We start from the raw sequence: 16,931 nt of genomic DNA, 5'->3' as shown, positions 1-16,931 counted from the left end.
AATTACTCCTGTATATCTGCGCGTTCTAGCCTTAACTGCAGCAAATGCCGCTGCAACTCTGGATAGAACTGTAAAAAATTTTGCTCCAATGCAGTATAGCGTGGAATGATTTCGGTAATAATACCGCTGAACTGATTAGCAAACCGGATCCGCCGGGCAATATGATCCAGCGCCTGTCCAAGCGCCGGCAGCTGCTGATAGCTGGCAAACCAGTCATGGCGGCATACCCGCTGCATAGTGTCGCGCATGGGCGCCGGCATTAGCGGCATGGCAATATTCAGCTGAAAATACAAACCGGCTTTGTATTCCTGAAAAGGCTCAGGGTAAAACTGCTGCCAGTGCCGGATTAGAAAGTGATCAAACAACACATCCAGCGCCACCGCAGCAAACCGTCGGCGCATTGGCGAAAATTCAGCTTTGGCGGCCTTAACCAGTGGATGACTATCGGTGAAACGGTCGGTCGCACGATGATTGTCCAGCCCTGCCCGCACTTGCGGATGCAAGCCGGCAACGTTAACGCCTTTGCAAAAGTCCCCCAGCAAATTACCCACCAGCGAGTACTGATTAGGTTGGGCTAAGGCAGCATGCGCCAGATAGTTCACGCTTACTCCTGTTATTTGTTATACTCCCGCCGTTTTTTTAACTAGCAGACAGAGTGCAACATGCGTTTGATTATTCGTTTATTTTTTCGACTCGTTCGGCTTATTTTAACCCCATTTATGCTGCTGACTGAATGGTTAACTACCCCAAAAGCGATAAGACGCAGCGAAGAGCAACAAGCAGCGGTTGATGCCGCCTGCCAGCAACTGGCACTGTATCAGTTTCCCGCCTGCCCATTTTGCATAAAAGTACGCAAAGAAATTGCCAGGCTGGGCCTGAAAATAGAGAAACGCAATGCCCAGCATAATCAGCAGCATCGCAGCGAACTGGCCAGCGCAGGTGGCAAAATAAAAGTGCCCTGCTTACGAATTACCAGTTCACCTAATCAAACTAGCCAGTGGCTGTATGAGTCAGACGATATTATCCGTTACCTGCGACAGCAATTTGCTGAAGGTTCAGCCATCCAATAAGTGTTATCTGGCTAAAATAACCAGCACGCCACTCCAATCTAAGCCCCGGCTCTTGCCAGCCTGGGGCGCAATCTCGACACCACAGTAAAACCCCAGTAGCGGAATTCTGGCTTCATTGAGCAGGCTTTGTACTTCCCTGGCATCTTCCTGGCCCACTGCTGTCTGCTCTGCTTCATCTGCTGAATCTGGCTCAAACCGGGCTATACGGCCAGCACAATCCATATACAGTGCAAACAACGGCTGCCTGCCATCCTGTTTAATTTGCTGTAGTAACGTCTCAGTGCTGGTTCTGGCAGACACCCGGCTTAACGCAGGACTGCGGCGCATTAACTGAACTTGCATCCCTTCATGCATATCGGGTTCAAATAAAATAATACCTTCAGCGTTGGGCAGGATACCGCTAATCAGCCTGTTACTGAACTCGTTGCCATTACTTAAATCTGCATCATCCGCCGGGATACCCAGACATAGCTGGCTGACCGGCGAACGACTGCGCCAGTTGCTGCTGCCAAATGCCTGGTCAATAACCTCAACCGCAGGTTTACCATCGAGCGTATATAAAAACTGGCCAAAAATACCGGTAATGGTGTAGCGCTGACTGCTAAGTGGCTGGCATCCGTGCATCACCCCAATATATGAGCTTAAATTACCACCAAACACCAGGGCACTGGCACTTTGCTGAGTAATACTTTTGCCACAGAATTGCTGGGTATGCCCAAAACCCTGATCGCCAAGCAGCCCGGCCCCGGCAATTGGCAGTGGTGCTGCCAGGTTAAGCTCCAACCCCCTTAACAATGGAGCTGACGGATTCATCACCGGTGCAACATTTTCTGAGCCGGAGAACTTGATGGAGTCGTAAAGCAGCAATAATACACTGGCATCAGGCATCGCTGGCAGTGCCTCCGCTAACTGCTCGCCGGCATTAAACGGGCTGTTAAACAAACCAGTAGCTACCGCCATCTGGCAGTAATTATCTGCAAATTTCAGCACCGCAACCGCGGCAGGATAGCCGTGATAGGACAAATGCAGATTGGTAATCACGCCAATAGCAGAGCCACCGAAAATATTAACATCCTGCCCCAGCACAGCGCGCAAGCCACGGTAGAATACCTGATGATCCAGAGTGCCGCTGCAAAAAGCCAGCACCAAATCGGCGTCTGAAAACGCCGCCTGAGTTAATGCACTCTGCGCCGCCTGCTTACCGGCGATAAATGCATCTTCACAGTTACTGTATCCTAATCCAACTTTCATAATCCCTCATACGGCTGGTAAATACACACCCCTTTCCTGTAACGAATATTACACCTTATTAACCATTACTGAAATGAGTTAAATAACAAGATTTCGGGTTTTAAGGCTAACTTGATATAGTGAATCTATTCTGAATAGATAACAGTTAACTGGCTAATGGGCTGGAAGGTAATCAGATGCGGTTAATTATCTTGCTTATGCTGCTGGCACTGACCGGCTGTGCGGCGGCACCTAAAGGGCTAAACCATCCGGTATCGCAACCTCTGACCGGCGCTGAGCAACTGGCACTGGCAGAACAAGCCGGCCAGCATGTTGTGCAGTGGCCAGAGCAACGCAGCAGCCGGCCGGGTGTTAATAACCGGCGTCTGTTTAACAGTTGGCAGGGACAAGGGTTGCTGCTGGTGGATATGCAGCAGGCTGCAACAGCAACCATTGCGGTTAATGGCCAGCGGTTACATCTGACGCGCCCGGAGCACGGTCAGCCTTTTAAAATTGATATTTCTGCCTTTACCCGCAATGGCGGCAACCACTTGCAACTTGTTACAGTACAACCTGCGACCGCTAAGCTAACCATTGCAGTCCCTTACCCCGAGCTTTCCCAGCAACCGGTTGCGCCAACGGTAAACTCAAGGCAATTCAGGAAAATCGACCAGTTAATTGCCAAAGAGGTTGCCGCCGGTTTTCCCGGCGCGGTGTTGCTGATCGTTAAAGATGGCCGGATTATCAAAGAGACCGCCTACGGATATGCCTTGCGGTATCAGACAGATGGCAGTGCCTTAGCTGTACCAGAGCCGATGAATACCACCACTTTATTTGATATTGCTTCCAATACCAAAATGTATGCCACAACCTATGCTGTAATGCAGCTGGTCAGTAATGGCATGCTTGATCTCAACCGGCCACTGACTGACTATCTGCCGGAATATCTGGGTGAGGGTCGCGAACAGCGCCTGGTCAGCGATTTGCTGTATCACACCAGTGGTTATGCGCCTGAAGTGCATTTTCACCGGCCCGACAACCGCAATGGCCCACTTTTTTATTCGCTTAATAAGGCTTACACCGAACAATTGCTGCTGGGGCAGGTGCCCTTTAGCAGCGACCGCGCTAAAACAGCACGCTACAGCGATGTCAACTTTATGCTGCTGGGGCTGTTGATTGAAAGATTAACCGCCATGCCGTTGGACCATTACCTGGAGCAGCAATTCTACCGGCCGCTGGGGTTAAACAACGTGATGTTTAACCCATTGCAAAAAGGCGTGGCGCTGGCCAGGGTTGCCGCCACAGAGCTTGATGGCAATAGCCGCGGCGGCCGGGTCACTTTCCCTGCTAACCGGCAGGGCGTGTTGCGCGGGCAGGTGCATGATGAAAAAGCCTTTCATGCCTTGCAGGGCGTGGCCGGTCACGCCGGATTGTTCGCCACTGCCCGCGATCTGGCGGTGTTAATGAGTGTAGCAGCGCAGCAGGGTGGCTATGGCTGGCAACGATTTTTCAGCCCGGCCGTCGTGCAGCAGTTTACCCGACCATCAGGCTATGATCACCGGTTTGGTCTGGGCTGGCGCACCGCTGCCGGCGGCGACCTGAACTGGCACTTTGGCGCCTATGCCAGCGACTATGCCTACGGCCACACTGGCTGGACCGGCACTGCCACCCTGATTGACCCGGCACATAATTTAATGGTGGTGCTATTGACCAACAAAAAACATAGCCCCATTACCGACAGTGGCACAAGCTATGAATTTGCTGGCGATAGTTTTGAAACCGGCCGCTATGGCACCATTATGACGCTGATATACGAGGCAGTGCTGCAATAATAGTTAGCCAGAATAATAGTTAGTCAGTGCTGTCAGCCTTTATAAACTGTAGTGCCGCCAACTGCTGATAGAGCGGGCAGCTTTGCATCAACTCACTATGTTTACCGGCGGCAATCAGCTGACCTTTATCCAGCACCAGGATACGGTCGGCATGTAACACAGTGCTAAGCCGGTGAGCAATAATTAACGTAGTTTTACCCTGCATCAGCTGGTCCAGCGCTTGTTTCACGTAATGCTCACTGGCAGCATCTAAGGCACTGGTAGCTTCATCCAGCAGTAATACTGGCCTGTCAGCCAGAATAGCGCGAGCGATGGCAATACGTTGCTTCTGGCCACCGGATAACCGCACTCCCCGCTCACCCAATTGGCTCTGATACCCTTCTGCCAGTTGCCGGATAAATTCATCAGCCTCAGCCGCTTTACAAGCCGCAATCACCTCTTGCTCGCTGGCATCAGGCCGGCCGTACCGAACATTTTCCAGGACACTGCTGGCAAAAATGACTGCCGCTTGTGGCACCAGTGCGAACTGCGCCCTAAGCGTTGCAGGATCAAGGGTACTGATATCAATGCCATCGAGCAAAATTCTGCCCATGGGTAAAGTGTAAAAACGCTGTAATAACTGAAATAAGGTCGTTTTACCTGCCCCGCTGGGCCCGACCAACGCCACCCGCTCACCCGCGTTGATACGCAGGTTCAGCTGTTGTAATACGGCTTTGTCTGGTTGTTGCGGGTAGTAAAAACTTACCTCATCAAATAGCAAACTACCGGCCACCGGCTCAGTTAATTGCGCGGGTGTAACCGGGGCTGTTATTTCCAGTGGCATCTCAGCAAGCTCAATTAACCGTTCAGTTGCCCCCGCAGCCCGCTGAATTTCACCAATAACTTCACTGATAGTCGCAACCGCTCCGGCTACCACAACCGCATAAAATAAAAAAGCGGTCAGCTCGCCCGCACTTATCCGACCGGCCAGTACATCAAGCGCCCCCGCCCAACCTACCAGAGTCACTGCGCTGATACTCAGCAGCATCACCAGACCAATCAGCAGCGCCCGGTAAAAGATTCGTTGCCTGGCTGCAGCCATAACCTGCTCAATTTTGCCGGCAAATAGCTGCTGATCGAGAGCTTCATGGCCATAAGCCTGCACGGTGTGAATTTCATGCAGGCTCTCATCGACATGGGCACCAATGTCAGCCAGCCGGTCCTGACTGGCCCGTGCCATTTGCCTTACTCTGAGCCCCAATACAAAAATAGGTACCAACACCAGCGGCACGGCAATAGACACCAATGCCGTCATTTTCAAACTGGTAAACGCCATCATCAGCAAACCACCGATTGCGGTAACCAAGGAGCGCAACGCCATTGAAAAGCTGGACCCAATCACCGTTTGCAGCACCGTAGTGTCAGCGGTAAAGCGGGAAATCACCTCGCCGGTACGGGTTTCGCTGTAAAAAGCCGGTGATAACAACAACATATGCCGGTAAACATGATTACGTATGTCGGCACTGACCCGCTCCCCCAGCCAGGTCATCAGATAAAACCGGCTAAACACTGCAATGGCACTGACACCGGTAATCAGCAAAATCAGCAGAACAATCGAATTCAACCGGCTGGCATTACCGCTAACAAAGCCTTCGTCAACCAACAGCTTTACACCCTGCCCCAGTGCCAGCCAGGCCAGCGCACCGATTAATAAAAACAACATCGCTGCCGCCACCTGCCAACGGTACGGTGTTAAAAAGCTGGCAAGCCATGGCAAAATAGCGTGCCTGGGTTCCGCTCGCTGGCCGGAAAAGAAATTCATATTACCTCAGCCTGTTTGGCCCCCGTTATCAGGGGTTATTCGATTTGAGAGCTATCATAACAGGCTCTGTAATCAGCCAGCGAAAGTTTCTCCGCTTGCTGGCAACTTTAACCAAACTTGCTATGCTCAAATTTGAATACCAGCGTTAAGCAGATGAATTAACTACAAAACCAATAATAAAATTGTCGCAGAGGTATGATATGGGGTTCTGGAACTCAGTAGGTGGACGTTTACTCAGCATGCCTTTACTGGCCTTAGTCGGTTTTCTGGTGCTGGCAGCCGTGGCGCTGAATGCGCTTAATAATAGTCTGATTGAGGGCCGGGAAGACCGGGTGGTCGCGGTAATCGACAGTGGTATGAGCCTGATAAAACATTACCAGGCGCTGGAGCAAAGCGGAGCTATCAGCACCGAGCAGGCACAGCAACAGGCCATGGCCGCTATCAGGGCTATCCGCTATGACGGCACTGAGTATATCTGGATCAATGATACCGGCCGGCCCATTCCAACCATGATAATGCACCCTACTGTGCCAAGCCTGGATGGTACTGTGCTGGACCGGCCTAATTTTAACTACGCCACTTTAATGCGCAACCGCGATGGCAGTGAACAACAGCCGCTGGATAACGCCAATTTATTTGTCAGCTTCGTTGATGTGATTGGCCGTTACGGCGATGGCTTTGTCGAATATCAATGGACTAAACCGTTGCCGGGCGGCGGGGTGACCGAAGAGCGCTATACCAAGCTGTCCTATGTGGCAAAGGACGACAGCTGGGGCTGGGTGCTGGGCTCGGGTATTTATATCGATGACGTAAAGGCCGCCTTCTGGGCCATAGCGGCGCAGGTCGGACTACTGGTGTTTATTGTTATTGCGCTGACTGTGGGTATCTCATTGTATATCCGGCGCTGGTTGCTGCGGGCGCTGGGGGGCGAAGTTGCCAGTACCAAACAGCTGGTGCAACAGGTAGCGGCCGGAGATTTCTCGGTGAACCTTGCGCTGCGCCCGGGAGATAACGACAGCTTGCTGGCCGCACTCAGTGGCTTGATCAGTCAGTTGCGCCGGATTATTGGCCAACAGTCGGCAATGGCAGAGCAATTGGCAGCGCAATCGCAAACATTAGACGAAACCAGCCAGCAAACGCAGCATATCCTGCAAAGCGTGATGGACCAGACCGCTCAGGTAGCCACTGCGGTACATCAAATGGCTACCACCTGCGATGATATGGCACGCAGCGCGACTACCGCCGCCAAAGCAGCCAGAGATGCAGATCAAGAGGCACAAAATGGCGTAACCGCAGTAGAGCAAACCATTAGCGCCATCGATGACCTGAAAATAAAACTGGAACAGGTATCTGAGGTGATTGCCCAGTTATCAAAACGCGGCGAAGAAGTCGGCGCAGTTACCGATGTTATTGGCGCAATTGCCGAACAAACTAATTTGCTGGCACTAAATGCTGCCATTGAAGCCGCCAGGGCCGGTGAAATGGGCCGGGGTTTTGCTGTGGTTGCCGACGAAGTCCGTACCCTGGCCAGTCGTTCTCAGGAATCCACCCAGGATATTAACCAGCGTATTCAGGGTATTCAGCAGGACTCAGCCAATGCAGTGGAATCTATGGCGCAAAGTAAAACAGAAACTGAGCAAACCATTGCCTGCTCACAGCAAGCCAGTGCCGCTCTGCAGCGTATAAATACTGCGGTATCAAGCATTACCGATGTTAATGATCAGCTGGCCAGTGCCACTGAAGAGCTAGCCGCTGTTGCCGGCACTATTAACCAAAATATGGAAAATATAGCGGACGCGGTGCAAAGTACTACTGAAAAATCGGCTGAGTTATCTGTCTCCAGCCAGCAACTGCGGCAGATGGCCAGCGATATGAAAAAGTCGCTCAGTAGTTTTACATTGTAGCCGCTGGCTGATAACACATCAGACTGGCGGGGAGGACAATGCTGCGTTTTTTTGCGACTATTGCGCACTGGCAGTGTAATCACGCTACGCAAATCCGCTGAATTGCTATATCATGCGCCACCAAAATTCCGCGCCAGTAGTATGCCGCTATGCTATCGACTAATGCTCTGTACACTGATTTATCAGGCTACTATGATCTAATGTGCTGTGATATCAACTATCTGGCGCAAAGTAGCAGTGTACACCGCCTGAACAAAATGCTTGGCAACGGCAATAACCATCATCTTGATTTAGCTTGTGGCACCGGGCCACATATCCGGCATTTTATCGACTTTGGCTACCAATGCAGCGGCTTGGATTTGAATCAACCAATGCTTGAACTGGCTCGGGCGCGTTGTCCTGACGCCCGCTTTATATTGCAAGACATGTGTCAGTTTACGTTAGACAACTCAGTTGATTTGATTACCTGTTTTTTATACTCAATTCATTACAGTGCCAGTATTAATGCGTTAAAACAATGCCTTGCCAGTGTATATCAGGCGCTGGCACCGGGCGGGCTGTTTGTATTTAATGCGGTGGATAAGGACACAATCTGTAACCTGTCGGCCGTGCGCCACAGTACCCGGTTCGACAATAGCCAGTTTGTATTTGAATCAGGCTGGCACTATAGCGGCAGTGGCGAGCAACAGGCATTAAAGTTAAGGATTGCCAGAACCAGCTTTGAAGGTACCCAGCTCTGGCAGGATCAACATATTATGGTTGCTATCAGCTTTGCAGAGTTACAAGCTCTACTTTGCCCATACTTTGACGTGCACATTCTGGCGCACGATTACGACAGAATAACACCATGGGACACCGTAGCAGGCAATGCGCTGTTTGCTTGTATCAAGCGCTGAGTTACCGGCTATGTTGCTATAAAAACCAGCGCCAGCAATTTCAAATATGGAAATATCATTTTGTTGCCTTAGCCGGTGCAGGCGGTTATTCGCAATCTGCTTGTCAGCACGTTATGCTGACTGTTGATAACATTTTCAAGAAAAACCCAGCGGAGTTAGCAGCAATGAACAAATATCTGGCCCTGTTATTTAGTATCTCCCTGCCCCTGAGCGCCGCCCCTAAGCTGGAACGGCTATGGCAAACCGACGGGTTCAGGGTGCCGGAATCAGTGCTGGTGCATCAGCAGCAGGATGATAATTACCTGTTTGTCTCAGAAATTGATGGTGCCGGTAATGCGGCGGACGGCGAAGGTGGTATCGCACTGCTGAATACCGACGGCACCCTGCGTGATCATAACTGGCTGCGCGGCTTAAACGCACCAAAAGGCTTAGCAGCGTATCAGGGTAAACTTTATGTCGCCGATTTAACCGAACTGGTGATTATTGATATTGGCAGCGCCAAAGTTACAGCAAAAATCCCGGCTCCGGATTCCGTGTTTCTGAATGATGTGACGGTAGATGATAACGGCGTAGTGTATATTTCTGACACCCGGAAAAACTATGTTTACAAATACGCAGATGGCGAGATCAGTATCTGGCTGCAGAATATTGTCTCGGCGAATGGTTTAAAAAGTATTGATGGTGATTTATACATAGCTGGCGCCGACTTGCTGTTAAAAGCTGATAAACATGGCGAAATAACCCAAGTTGCCAAAGGCTTCGCCGAACGTGCCGATGGTCTGGAGCCGGTAGGCAATGGCGACTTTATTGTCAGCTGCTGGGCGGGTCTTATTTATTATGTGTATACCGACGGCAGCATAACAGAGCTGTTTGATAGCCGAAGCCAAAAACTGAATACCGCCGATATTGGCTGGGACCCGCAAACAAGCACCCTGTATGTACCCACTTTTTCTGGCAATTCAGTAGCAGCATATCGGCTAAGCGGACTGGAGGCCAATTAACTCTGGCACTGAAATACCTGCTCAGCTTGGAATTTAGTTATCACAACCAAAAGATTGATGCCGCAGCGTAACGCTGCCCTGCTCGCCCAGTTGTACCTGATACAACAAGCCGTATTGCTGCTCTGTTAACGGTGCCATCTCAATGCCGCTTAACAGCGTAACCAGTTGCGGCACGGTGTTACTATGGCCAACAACCAGCACAGGCTGGCTGTAAGCTAACAATTGCTGACGTAATTGCTCAGGCTTGGCGGGGTCGTAGTTTTTAACCGGCAGGTGCTTACTGTTGGCAACGGCAGCCGCAGTTTGCTGGGTGCGCTGATAAGGCGTGGCATAAACTGCCGCCAGTGGAACCTTGGCAAAGTAATCGGCCAGTGCCTGCGCTCTGGCCTGACCGCACTCTGACAGCGCCGGATCTTTTCCGTCGTCTTGTTTTTCGGCATGACGTACCAGATAAATAGTATTAGCACTTACCTGCAACGCCAGCGCGCAACTTGCTGTGCCAACCCAGGGTAAAAACTTAGTTATTTTCATTTATCTGTTTCCTGTATAAAACCGCATCAACTTCACCCAATGCATCCTGGTGCCAATAGCGTTTAATAAACTGCATGCCCAATTTTCGCATTACCCCAATGGAGCCGGCGTTATCCGGCATGGCAATAGCCGATAAATAACTAACCGCCGGATTGTTCGCCAGCACAGTTGCAGCCACTGCAGCCGCCGCCTCGCTGGCATAACCCTGGCCCCAGTAAGCTTGCATAAACCGCCAGCCAATTTCCAGATCATCGCTGCTTGGTGCCTGGGTATTAAACCCCAGAGGCCGGATCAGCACCCAGCCTAAATAGGCGTTGTCTTCAAGCCGGCATACCTGCCAGATCCCAAAGCCCCGTTCAGGGTTGCGGTACTGTGCCATCCGTGGCAGAAATATTTCAATAATTTGCTGCATAGAGGTACGTTTGCCGCCATTCAGATAGCGCATGACCTCTTCATCCTGATCGACTTTAAATAACAGCTCTGCATCCTGTGCAGACAGTAGTGAAAAATTTAACCTGTTAGTTGCCGGAATATGCAGCACAGTACGTTACCTGTATTATTTTTCGTTAGTTGCAATTAAGACTTAACTCATGGCCGGCTGCATGCTTAGCGGCGTTAAGCTAAGAAGGATAATTGCCACCAGTAAGGTAATGCCAAAACTCAAAAATGAGCCCAGCAGAATATATTCTGTCAATGCCCGGTCGTGTGAGTCACGTAAGTCGTTATAGCGCAGCACCGATTTTGCCGCTACGACCAGCCCGACCCCGGAGTATTGGCCGGCCAGAATCAAGGTCAGGATCAGTAAGCGCTCGGCAATCCCGATTAAGTGGCCTGCCGCCGGTGAGCCTTGCTTGGCGCTGCTGGCAGGAGCAGATATTTTTGTTAGCACCAGAGCTATCAGTACTGAGGCCGGCTTCATTAACAGCAGGTACGCCAGCAACACCAGCAGATGCTCTGGTTTTAGCAAGACCCCGCCCAGCTGGGTAAGGTTGCTATAGCCCGTATCCGCCAGGCTCAGCCATACCAGCAAAATGATCAGCAGATGCAACAACTGATCCAGCACAAAGTAGCGCAGGCCGTCAAAATAAGACTTGCCGATATCAATCAGCAGGTGGCTGGCAGCGATAAGCAGTGCCAGGCCAACAAGGGTAAAAATGCTTACGGCCGACCAGCTGAGCAGGTACCACAGTGTTAACAGCAGCAAATTCAGAGCAAAGTGAATTAAGCCATGATAATACAACTGGACACAACGCCAGTGCTGCTGTACCCGGGCCTGCACCCAGGCAGTGGGCTGGAAAAAGAAATCGGCCAGAATATGCACCAGCACTAACCCCAGCAGTAAGCTGCTGTCACTCATTCCAAACTCCTTGTAATATGACTGTTGCAGTACTGTATAAACGCCTGCAGCAGTTGATAGTCAGCATGATTATTATTGAGTAATTTAGTGACATTCTCGCGGGACGTACCCAGTTTAACAGCGATATTTTCATGAGAACTGCCGGGTGTCAGAAAATATAATAACAGGGCTTCCGCCTGACGGGCGGTAAGTTTGCCCAGCATGCTGTCGGCCATTTGCAGCGGCACTGCTAACACTTGCTGCAACAGCGGTTGCTGGCTATTAATGGCTAAACGCTGGCCGGCAGGCAATTTATCCAGGCCGATGCCCGACAAGGTAAAAGCCGGGCCGCTGGCGCTTTTAACATCCCCCCTTAAATTGGTAACTTCACCCAGGCCAATGCTGATCTTACAATCCCGGCCCAGGCTTAGCAGCGTTAACCGGATATAAATGGCAAGTTCTACTGCTGCTGCAGGTTGGGTTAACAGGATCTGAAAGGCATCACCGCGGTAAAAGTTGTAGCTGCAGCCCAGGGGCTCTGCCTTTGAAACCAGCAGCTGTTCCAGCTGATACAGCACCGAATCATATTGACCACCGGCAATACTGCGTGATTTAACAAAATCGCCGGTTAAAACGGCATAATTAGCAGGCATAACAGTCTCAGTCAGTGTCCCCCTGGCCCATAATAGTAACTCAATATGGTTACATGTCAAATATGTAACCATAATTAGTTACACAGGGCAAAAGTAACTGAATAGGGTTACACCTGAGCAACCTTTCTGGCAGATGCTAATGCTCTACCGCAATCCGGCCAGCGGTTACCGCCTGTGGCCAAACCCGTGGCTGGGGTGCCAGCACAAATAAATCACCATTCTGGCCAGTAAATTGCTGCGGCACGCCCGCAGCCCGAGCTATTTCGGCATTAGCGCTGATATGGGCCGCTTCGCCATGCACCGGCACCGCAATGGCCGGCTGCACATAGCGATACATTAAGTCGAGCTCTCCCTGATTAGGGTGACCTGACACATGAATAAGCTCGCTACTGTCAGCACTTTGCAAAGTGCGTACTTTCAGCACGTTTAACTGCGCTATCAGGCGGCTGACCAGCATTTCATTTCCGGGGATCAGAATTGAGCTGAACAGCACCAAATCATTTTCCTCCAGCATTAAATGTGGATGACGCTGCTGCGCCAGCCGGCTAAGTGCTGCTCTGGGTTCGCCCTGACTGCCGGTGGCCACCACCAGCACTTCGTTAGCAGGCAAATACCCTACATGCGAAGGCTCAATCAGCGGAATATCATCTGGCCAGTAACCACAGGCCCGGGCCGCACCGACCATATTTTCCATGGCCCGGCCAAACAACGCTAAATAACGGCCGGTGCGTCTGGCAATATGGCCCAGGCTAATCAGCCGGCCAATATTACTGCTAAAGCCGCTAACCACCACCCGCTGCTTCTGCTGACGGATAACCTGATATAGCCCCTGATAACAGGCCGATTCAGACTCGGAAAAACCCGGTTTTAAGGCGTTGGTCGAGTCACAAACCATCGCAGTAATATTCTGGCTGGCCAGTCGCTTAAAAACCTGGGGTTTAAAAGGCCGGCCGGTTACCGGCGCTTTGTCTATTTTCCAGTCAGCAGTATGAAACACCTTACCCGCTGCCGTGCTGATAAGCAGTGCCTGCGGTTCGGGGATGGAATGAGTAATATTCAGCCAGTTAATTAAAAAAGGCCCAATATTGCAGGTACCACCGGGCACAACTTCAATAATTGGCATATCCGGCGATAAGCCACTATTGGCAATTTTCCGACGCAAAATCTCGGCGGCAAAAGGGGTGCAATACACCGGACAACCAAAACGAGGCCATAAAAAGGGTAAGGCGCCAATATGATCTTCATGAGCATGAGTAATGATAATACCAGCCAGCAGTTCTTTGCGCTTAGCAATAAAAGCGGGGTCAGCCGCCTGCACTTCGGCGGTGATCGGGCTGGCTGTCGGCTGCAGTGGGTTATAAAATGTGACGCCGCAGTCGATCATCAACCAACGGCTGTCATGGCCATACAGGTTAAGATTCATACCAATTTCGCCACAGCCGCCCAACGGCAAAAACCATAAATCATTCGGGCCAGGCAATAAGTCTGCAGGTAAACGGACAGTCAAAACAGCATCCTTTATCTGGAAAAGATAAGCATTGTACGCAGGGAGCAATGGTTTAGTACACCAGACTCTGGGATATATCTGGCGAAACGGTATTACAGGTATTCCGTTGCTATTTGCGGTTGATCCAGTCCCGCTGCATTTCAAAAAACAAAAATGACGCTGTCCAGGTAATCAGCACCAGCCCGGTTAGCGACTCAATACCGGTTAAAAAGCGTAGTTCACCCAGGGGGGCAATATCGCCAAAACCAACAGTGCTGAACACAGTAAAAGAGAAATACGCGCAATCCAGTATGCTGCCATCAAAATTGCCACTGAGCTCCCCCCAGCCCTCAGCGTTGTGCATAAAATAATACGCCATCGCAAACACCCAAATCTCCAGCGAATGGGCGACCAGTGCACCAAAAACCCCCACGACAATTCGGTAGCGGTGTTTTATTTTAAGCTTTGGGATATTTACGGTAAGCCGGTATAAAAATTCGTAGTGAATAATAACCACAATAGCCACAACCAAGCTATTTAACAGCCATACAGACATCATGACCCCGCCCTCAGCTAATGCAACGGATAACGCACCTAATAATGTCAGACAACATACACCACTTTTATCAGTCGGCCCAGCATCAATCGAATTTTAAGATTAAGATAATCGTTTTATTTCACGTAAATCTATCAGTAACTTACTATACTATTTTCAGCGTCACTTATCGGTCTGCAGCGTTATCAATGTCAGTCCGTTAAGGCCTGTTGTTAAGCGCTGCTGTGGCGGCAAACTAAACAACATCGTTCATCAGTACCAACACCTGCTTGTAAACAACAACTATGGGTTAATAAAAGGACGGGAACAATGAATAATAATCTTAATAAAACCATACTGGCCGGCATGATGAGCATGCTGCTGGCATCAGGTGCGGCTTTTGCCAACGATCCGCAAAAACCTGAAATGGCCAAGCCGCAGGGCGCGGTTGCTACCGGCGCAAGTAAAGGCGTCGCTGTCAGGGATAATCAATTCTGGTGGCCGGATCAACTTGATTTATCGGCGCTGCGCGATCACGATGCACGCTCTAACCCCTATGGCGCTAACTTTAGTTACGCTGACGCCTTTAATAAACTTGACCTGGCCAGGGTAAAGCAGGATATCGATGCGCTGCTAACTGAGTCGCAGGACTGGTGGCCGGCCGACTTTGGCAATTATGGCCCGTTCTTTATCCGGATGACCTGGCACAGCGCCGGTACCTATCGTACTCTGGATGGCCGCGGCGGCGCGGGTGGTGGCCAGCAACGGTTTGAGCCACTGAACAGCTGGCCGGACAATGGCAATTTAGACAAAGCCAGGCGGCTATTGTGGCCGGTTAAACAGAAATATGGCGAAGCCTTGTCCTGGTCAGATTTAATGGTACTGGCCGGCAATGTCGCACTGGAAAACATGGGGTTTGAAACCTACGGTTTTGCCGGCGGCCGCGCTGATGACTGGGAACCCGATATGGTGTACTGGGGCCCGGAAGTGGAAATGCTGGCCAGTGATCGGGAAGATGCCGATGGCAAACTGCAACGGCCACTCGGTGCTACCCATATGGGCCTGATCTACGTTAACCCGGAAGGGCCAAAAGGCGTGCCTGATCCAATGGGTTCAGCCAAAAACATCCGGGTTGCCTTTGAGCGGATGGCCATGAACGATGAAGAAACCCTGGCGCTGATCGCCGGCGGTCATACGTTTGGTAAAATGCATGGCGCCCACAAAGCAGCAGATTGTCTGGGTGCTGAACCTGCGGCAGCAGATATTGAAGAGCAAGGCTTAGGCTGGAAAAATAAATGCGGTAAAGGCCATTCGGAAGATACCGTTACCAGCGGCCTGGAAGGCGCCTGGACCCAGGCTCCAACCCGCTGGACCTCGCTTTATTTAAGCAACCTGCTTAATTTCGAGTGGAAACAAACCCGCAGCCCGGGTGGGGCTATTCAGTGGATCCCAACCGATGAGTCGCTGCACAAAGCGGTACCGGATGCGCATATTGACGGTAAATTTAACCCGCCGGTAATGACCACCGCAGATTTAGCACTAAAGGTTGACCCCGAATACCGCAAAATTGCCGAGCGTTTCTTAGCCGATCCGGAAGAATACCGCCTGGCTTTCGCTAAAGCCTGGTACAAGCTAACCCACCGCGATATGGGCCCGCCACGTAACTTTTTAGGTAGCGAAGTGCCAGAAGAAGTGCTGGTATGGCAAGATCCGATAGATCAAAAAACCCAGTCGACCATTAACGAGCGCGATGTTAAAACGCTGAAAGCCAAAATTCTGGATACCGGTTTAACCGTGCCAGAGTTGGTGCGCGTAGCCTGGGCATCGGCTGCCAGCTATCGGGATACCGATATGCGTGGTGGTGCGAACGGTGCCCGCATTGCCTTAGTGCCGCAAAAAGACTGGGCGGTTAATAACCCGGCTGAAACCGCTAAGGTTCTGGACGCATTAAAAGGCATTCAAACCGACTTTAACAAGAGCAGAAGAAAAGTATCGCTAGCCGATTTAATTGTACTCGGTGGGGCAACTGCGATTGAAAAAGCCGCCAAAGACGCCGGTTACACCATTACCGTCCCCTTTAAACCGGGCCGTGGTGATGCTACGCAGGAAATGACTGATGTTAATGCATTCAGCTTGCTGGAGCTGACGGCTGACGGTTTCAGAAATTACTTTGACGCCGATGCCAGCTACAAGTCACCAACAGAAATGCTGGTGGATAAGGCAGATCAGCTGGATTTAAGTGTGCCGGAAATGACTGTACTGATTGGTGGCTTACGCGCGCTGGATGCCAACTATCAGGGTGCCAAACACGGTGTCTTTACCGATAAACCCGGCACCTTAAATAACGACTTTTTTGTTAACTTGCTGGATATGTCTACTGTCTGGCAAAAGGCTGACAGCGAAGGCGTTTATCAGGGACTAGACCGTAAAACCGGTCAGCAAAAGTGGACTGCTACTTCTGTTGATCTGATTTTCGGTTCAAACTCAGAGCTGCGTGCCGTGGCCGAGGTATATGCTTTTGATACCTCAAAACAAAAGTTTGTTGATGACTTTGTGAAAGCCTGGACTAAGGTAATGAACCTGGATCGATAACAGATAATTCCGAGCACCACGAGACAAAAAGGGCCGGTTGGCCCTTTTTTATTATCACTTTTAT

At 50.8% G+C, this 16,931-nt stretch carries 15 protein-coding genes; 6 read left to right on the top strand and 9 right to left on the bottom strand.

The genetic code is table 11. The features are described from left to right. Positions 1-2 precede the first annotated feature (2 nt). Positions 3-602 (bottom strand): ACP phosphodiesterase, encoded by a 600-nt coding sequence (locus KG631_RS16650; RefSeq protein ID WP_214000776.1) that lies wholly within the window; start codon positions 600-602, stop codon positions 3-5. A gap of 60 nt (positions 603-662) precedes the next feature. On the opposite strand from KG631_RS16650, the gene KG631_RS16645 reads away from it, so the two are divergent. Beyond that, entirely contained in the window at positions 663-1,070 is a 408-nt protein-coding gene (locus KG631_RS16645) for a glutathione S-transferase N-terminal domain-containing protein (RefSeq protein WP_214000775.1), read from the top strand. A 3-nt stretch (positions 1,071-1,073) separates the two neighbouring features. Here the strand turns inward: KG631_RS16645 and KG631_RS16640 are convergent, their stop codons facing one another. Beyond that, positions 1,074-2,321, bottom strand: coding sequence for an FIST N-terminal domain-containing protein (locus KG631_RS16640; protein WP_214000774.1), 1,248 nt, complete (start codon positions 2,319-2,321; stop codon positions 1,074-1,076). 176 nt (positions 2,322-2,497) lie between these two features. Between KG631_RS16640 and pbp4b the strand changes: the two genes are divergently transcribed. Next, entirely contained in the window at positions 2,498-4,132 is a 1,635-nt protein-coding gene (gene pbp4b / locus KG631_RS16635; protein ID WP_214000773.1) for a penicillin binding protein PBP4B, read from the top strand. A gap of 19 nt (positions 4,133-4,151) precedes the next feature. Here pbp4b and KG631_RS16630 read toward each other — a convergent pair whose 3' ends face one another. Continuing rightward, positions 4,152-5,933 carry an ABC transporter transmembrane domain-containing protein gene (locus KG631_RS16630; RefSeq protein ID WP_214000772.1) on the bottom strand — a complete coding sequence of 594 codons (1,782 nt, stop codon included), beginning with the start codon at positions 5,931-5,933 and terminating at the stop codon, positions 4,152-4,154. 200 nt (positions 5,934-6,133) lie between these two features. Here KG631_RS16630 and KG631_RS16625 point away from each other — a divergent pair, with 200 nt between their 5' ends. The 3 genes from KG631_RS16625 (at position 6,134) to KG631_RS16615 (ending at position 9,734) form a co-directional block, all read left to right on the top strand. Continuing rightward, positions 6,134-7,837 carry a methyl-accepting chemotaxis protein gene (locus tag KG631_RS16625; protein ID WP_214000771.1) on the top strand — a complete coding sequence of 568 codons (1,704 nt, stop codon included), beginning with the start codon at positions 6,134-6,136 and terminating at the stop codon, positions 7,835-7,837. A 149-nt stretch (positions 7,838-7,986) separates the two neighbouring features. After that, complete coding sequence (locus tag KG631_RS16620; protein ID WP_214000770.1) at positions 7,987-8,733, top strand: class I SAM-dependent methyltransferase; 747 nt, start codon at positions 7,987-7,989, stop codon at positions 8,731-8,733. 164 nt (positions 8,734-8,897) lie between these two features. Next, positions 8,898-9,734 carry a hypothetical protein gene (locus tag KG631_RS16615; protein ID WP_214000769.1) on the top strand — a complete coding sequence of 279 codons (837 nt, stop codon included), beginning with the start codon at positions 8,898-8,900 and terminating at the stop codon, positions 9,732-9,734. Between the two features lie 33 nt (positions 9,735-9,767). Here the strand turns inward: KG631_RS16615 and KG631_RS16610 are convergent, their stop codons facing one another. From KG631_RS16610 to KG631_RS16585, 6 genes are all read right to left on the bottom strand, one after another. Continuing rightward, entirely contained in the window at positions 9,768-10,265 is a 498-nt protein-coding gene (locus KG631_RS16610; RefSeq protein ID WP_214000768.1) for a phosphoglycerate mutase family protein, read from the bottom strand. Further along, positions 10,252-10,806, bottom strand: a complete 555-nt coding sequence (locus KG631_RS16605) for a GNAT family N-acetyltransferase (protein ID WP_214000767.1) — start codon at positions 10,804-10,806, stop codon at positions 10,252-10,254. Before KG631_RS16605 ends, KG631_RS16610 begins: the two co-directional genes overlap by 14 nt. A gap of 42 nt (positions 10,807-10,848) precedes the next feature. Continuing rightward, on the bottom strand, positions 10,849-11,622 hold the full coding sequence (locus KG631_RS16600; RefSeq protein WP_214000766.1) for a DUF3307 domain-containing protein: 774 nt from the start codon (positions 11,620-11,622) through the stop codon (positions 10,849-10,851). Continuing rightward, positions 11,619-12,254: a sigma-70 region 4 domain-containing protein gene (locus tag KG631_RS16595; RefSeq protein ID WP_214000765.1), complete on the bottom strand. Its 636-nt coding sequence runs from the start codon at positions 12,252-12,254 to the stop codon at positions 11,619-11,621. Before KG631_RS16595 ends, KG631_RS16600 begins: the two co-directional genes overlap by 4 nt. 136 nt (positions 12,255-12,390) lie before the next feature. After that, positions 12,391-13,761, bottom strand: a complete 1,371-nt coding sequence (locus KG631_RS16590) for a ribonuclease J (protein ID WP_214000764.1) — start codon at positions 13,759-13,761, stop codon at positions 12,391-12,393. Between the two features lie 109 nt (positions 13,762-13,870). Next, on the bottom strand, positions 13,871-14,299 hold the full coding sequence (locus KG631_RS16585; RefSeq protein ID WP_214000763.1) for a potassium channel family protein: 429 nt from the start codon (positions 14,297-14,299) through the stop codon (positions 13,871-13,873). A 306-nt stretch (positions 14,300-14,605) separates the two neighbouring features. Between KG631_RS16585 and katG the strand changes: the two genes are divergently transcribed. Beyond that, on the top strand, positions 14,606-16,867 hold the full coding sequence (gene katG, locus KG631_RS16580; protein WP_214000762.1) for a catalase/peroxidase HPI: 2,262 nt from the start codon (positions 14,606-14,608) through the stop codon (positions 16,865-16,867). The last annotated feature ends 64 nt before the right edge of the window (positions 16,868-16,931 follow it).

The sequence above is a fragment of the Arsukibacterium sp. genome (assembly GCF_018402695.1).
Lineage (GTDB): Bacteria > Pseudomonadota > Gammaproteobacteria > Enterobacterales > Alteromonadaceae > Alishewanella.
This window is presented reverse-complemented; position numbering and strand designations above follow the sequence as displayed.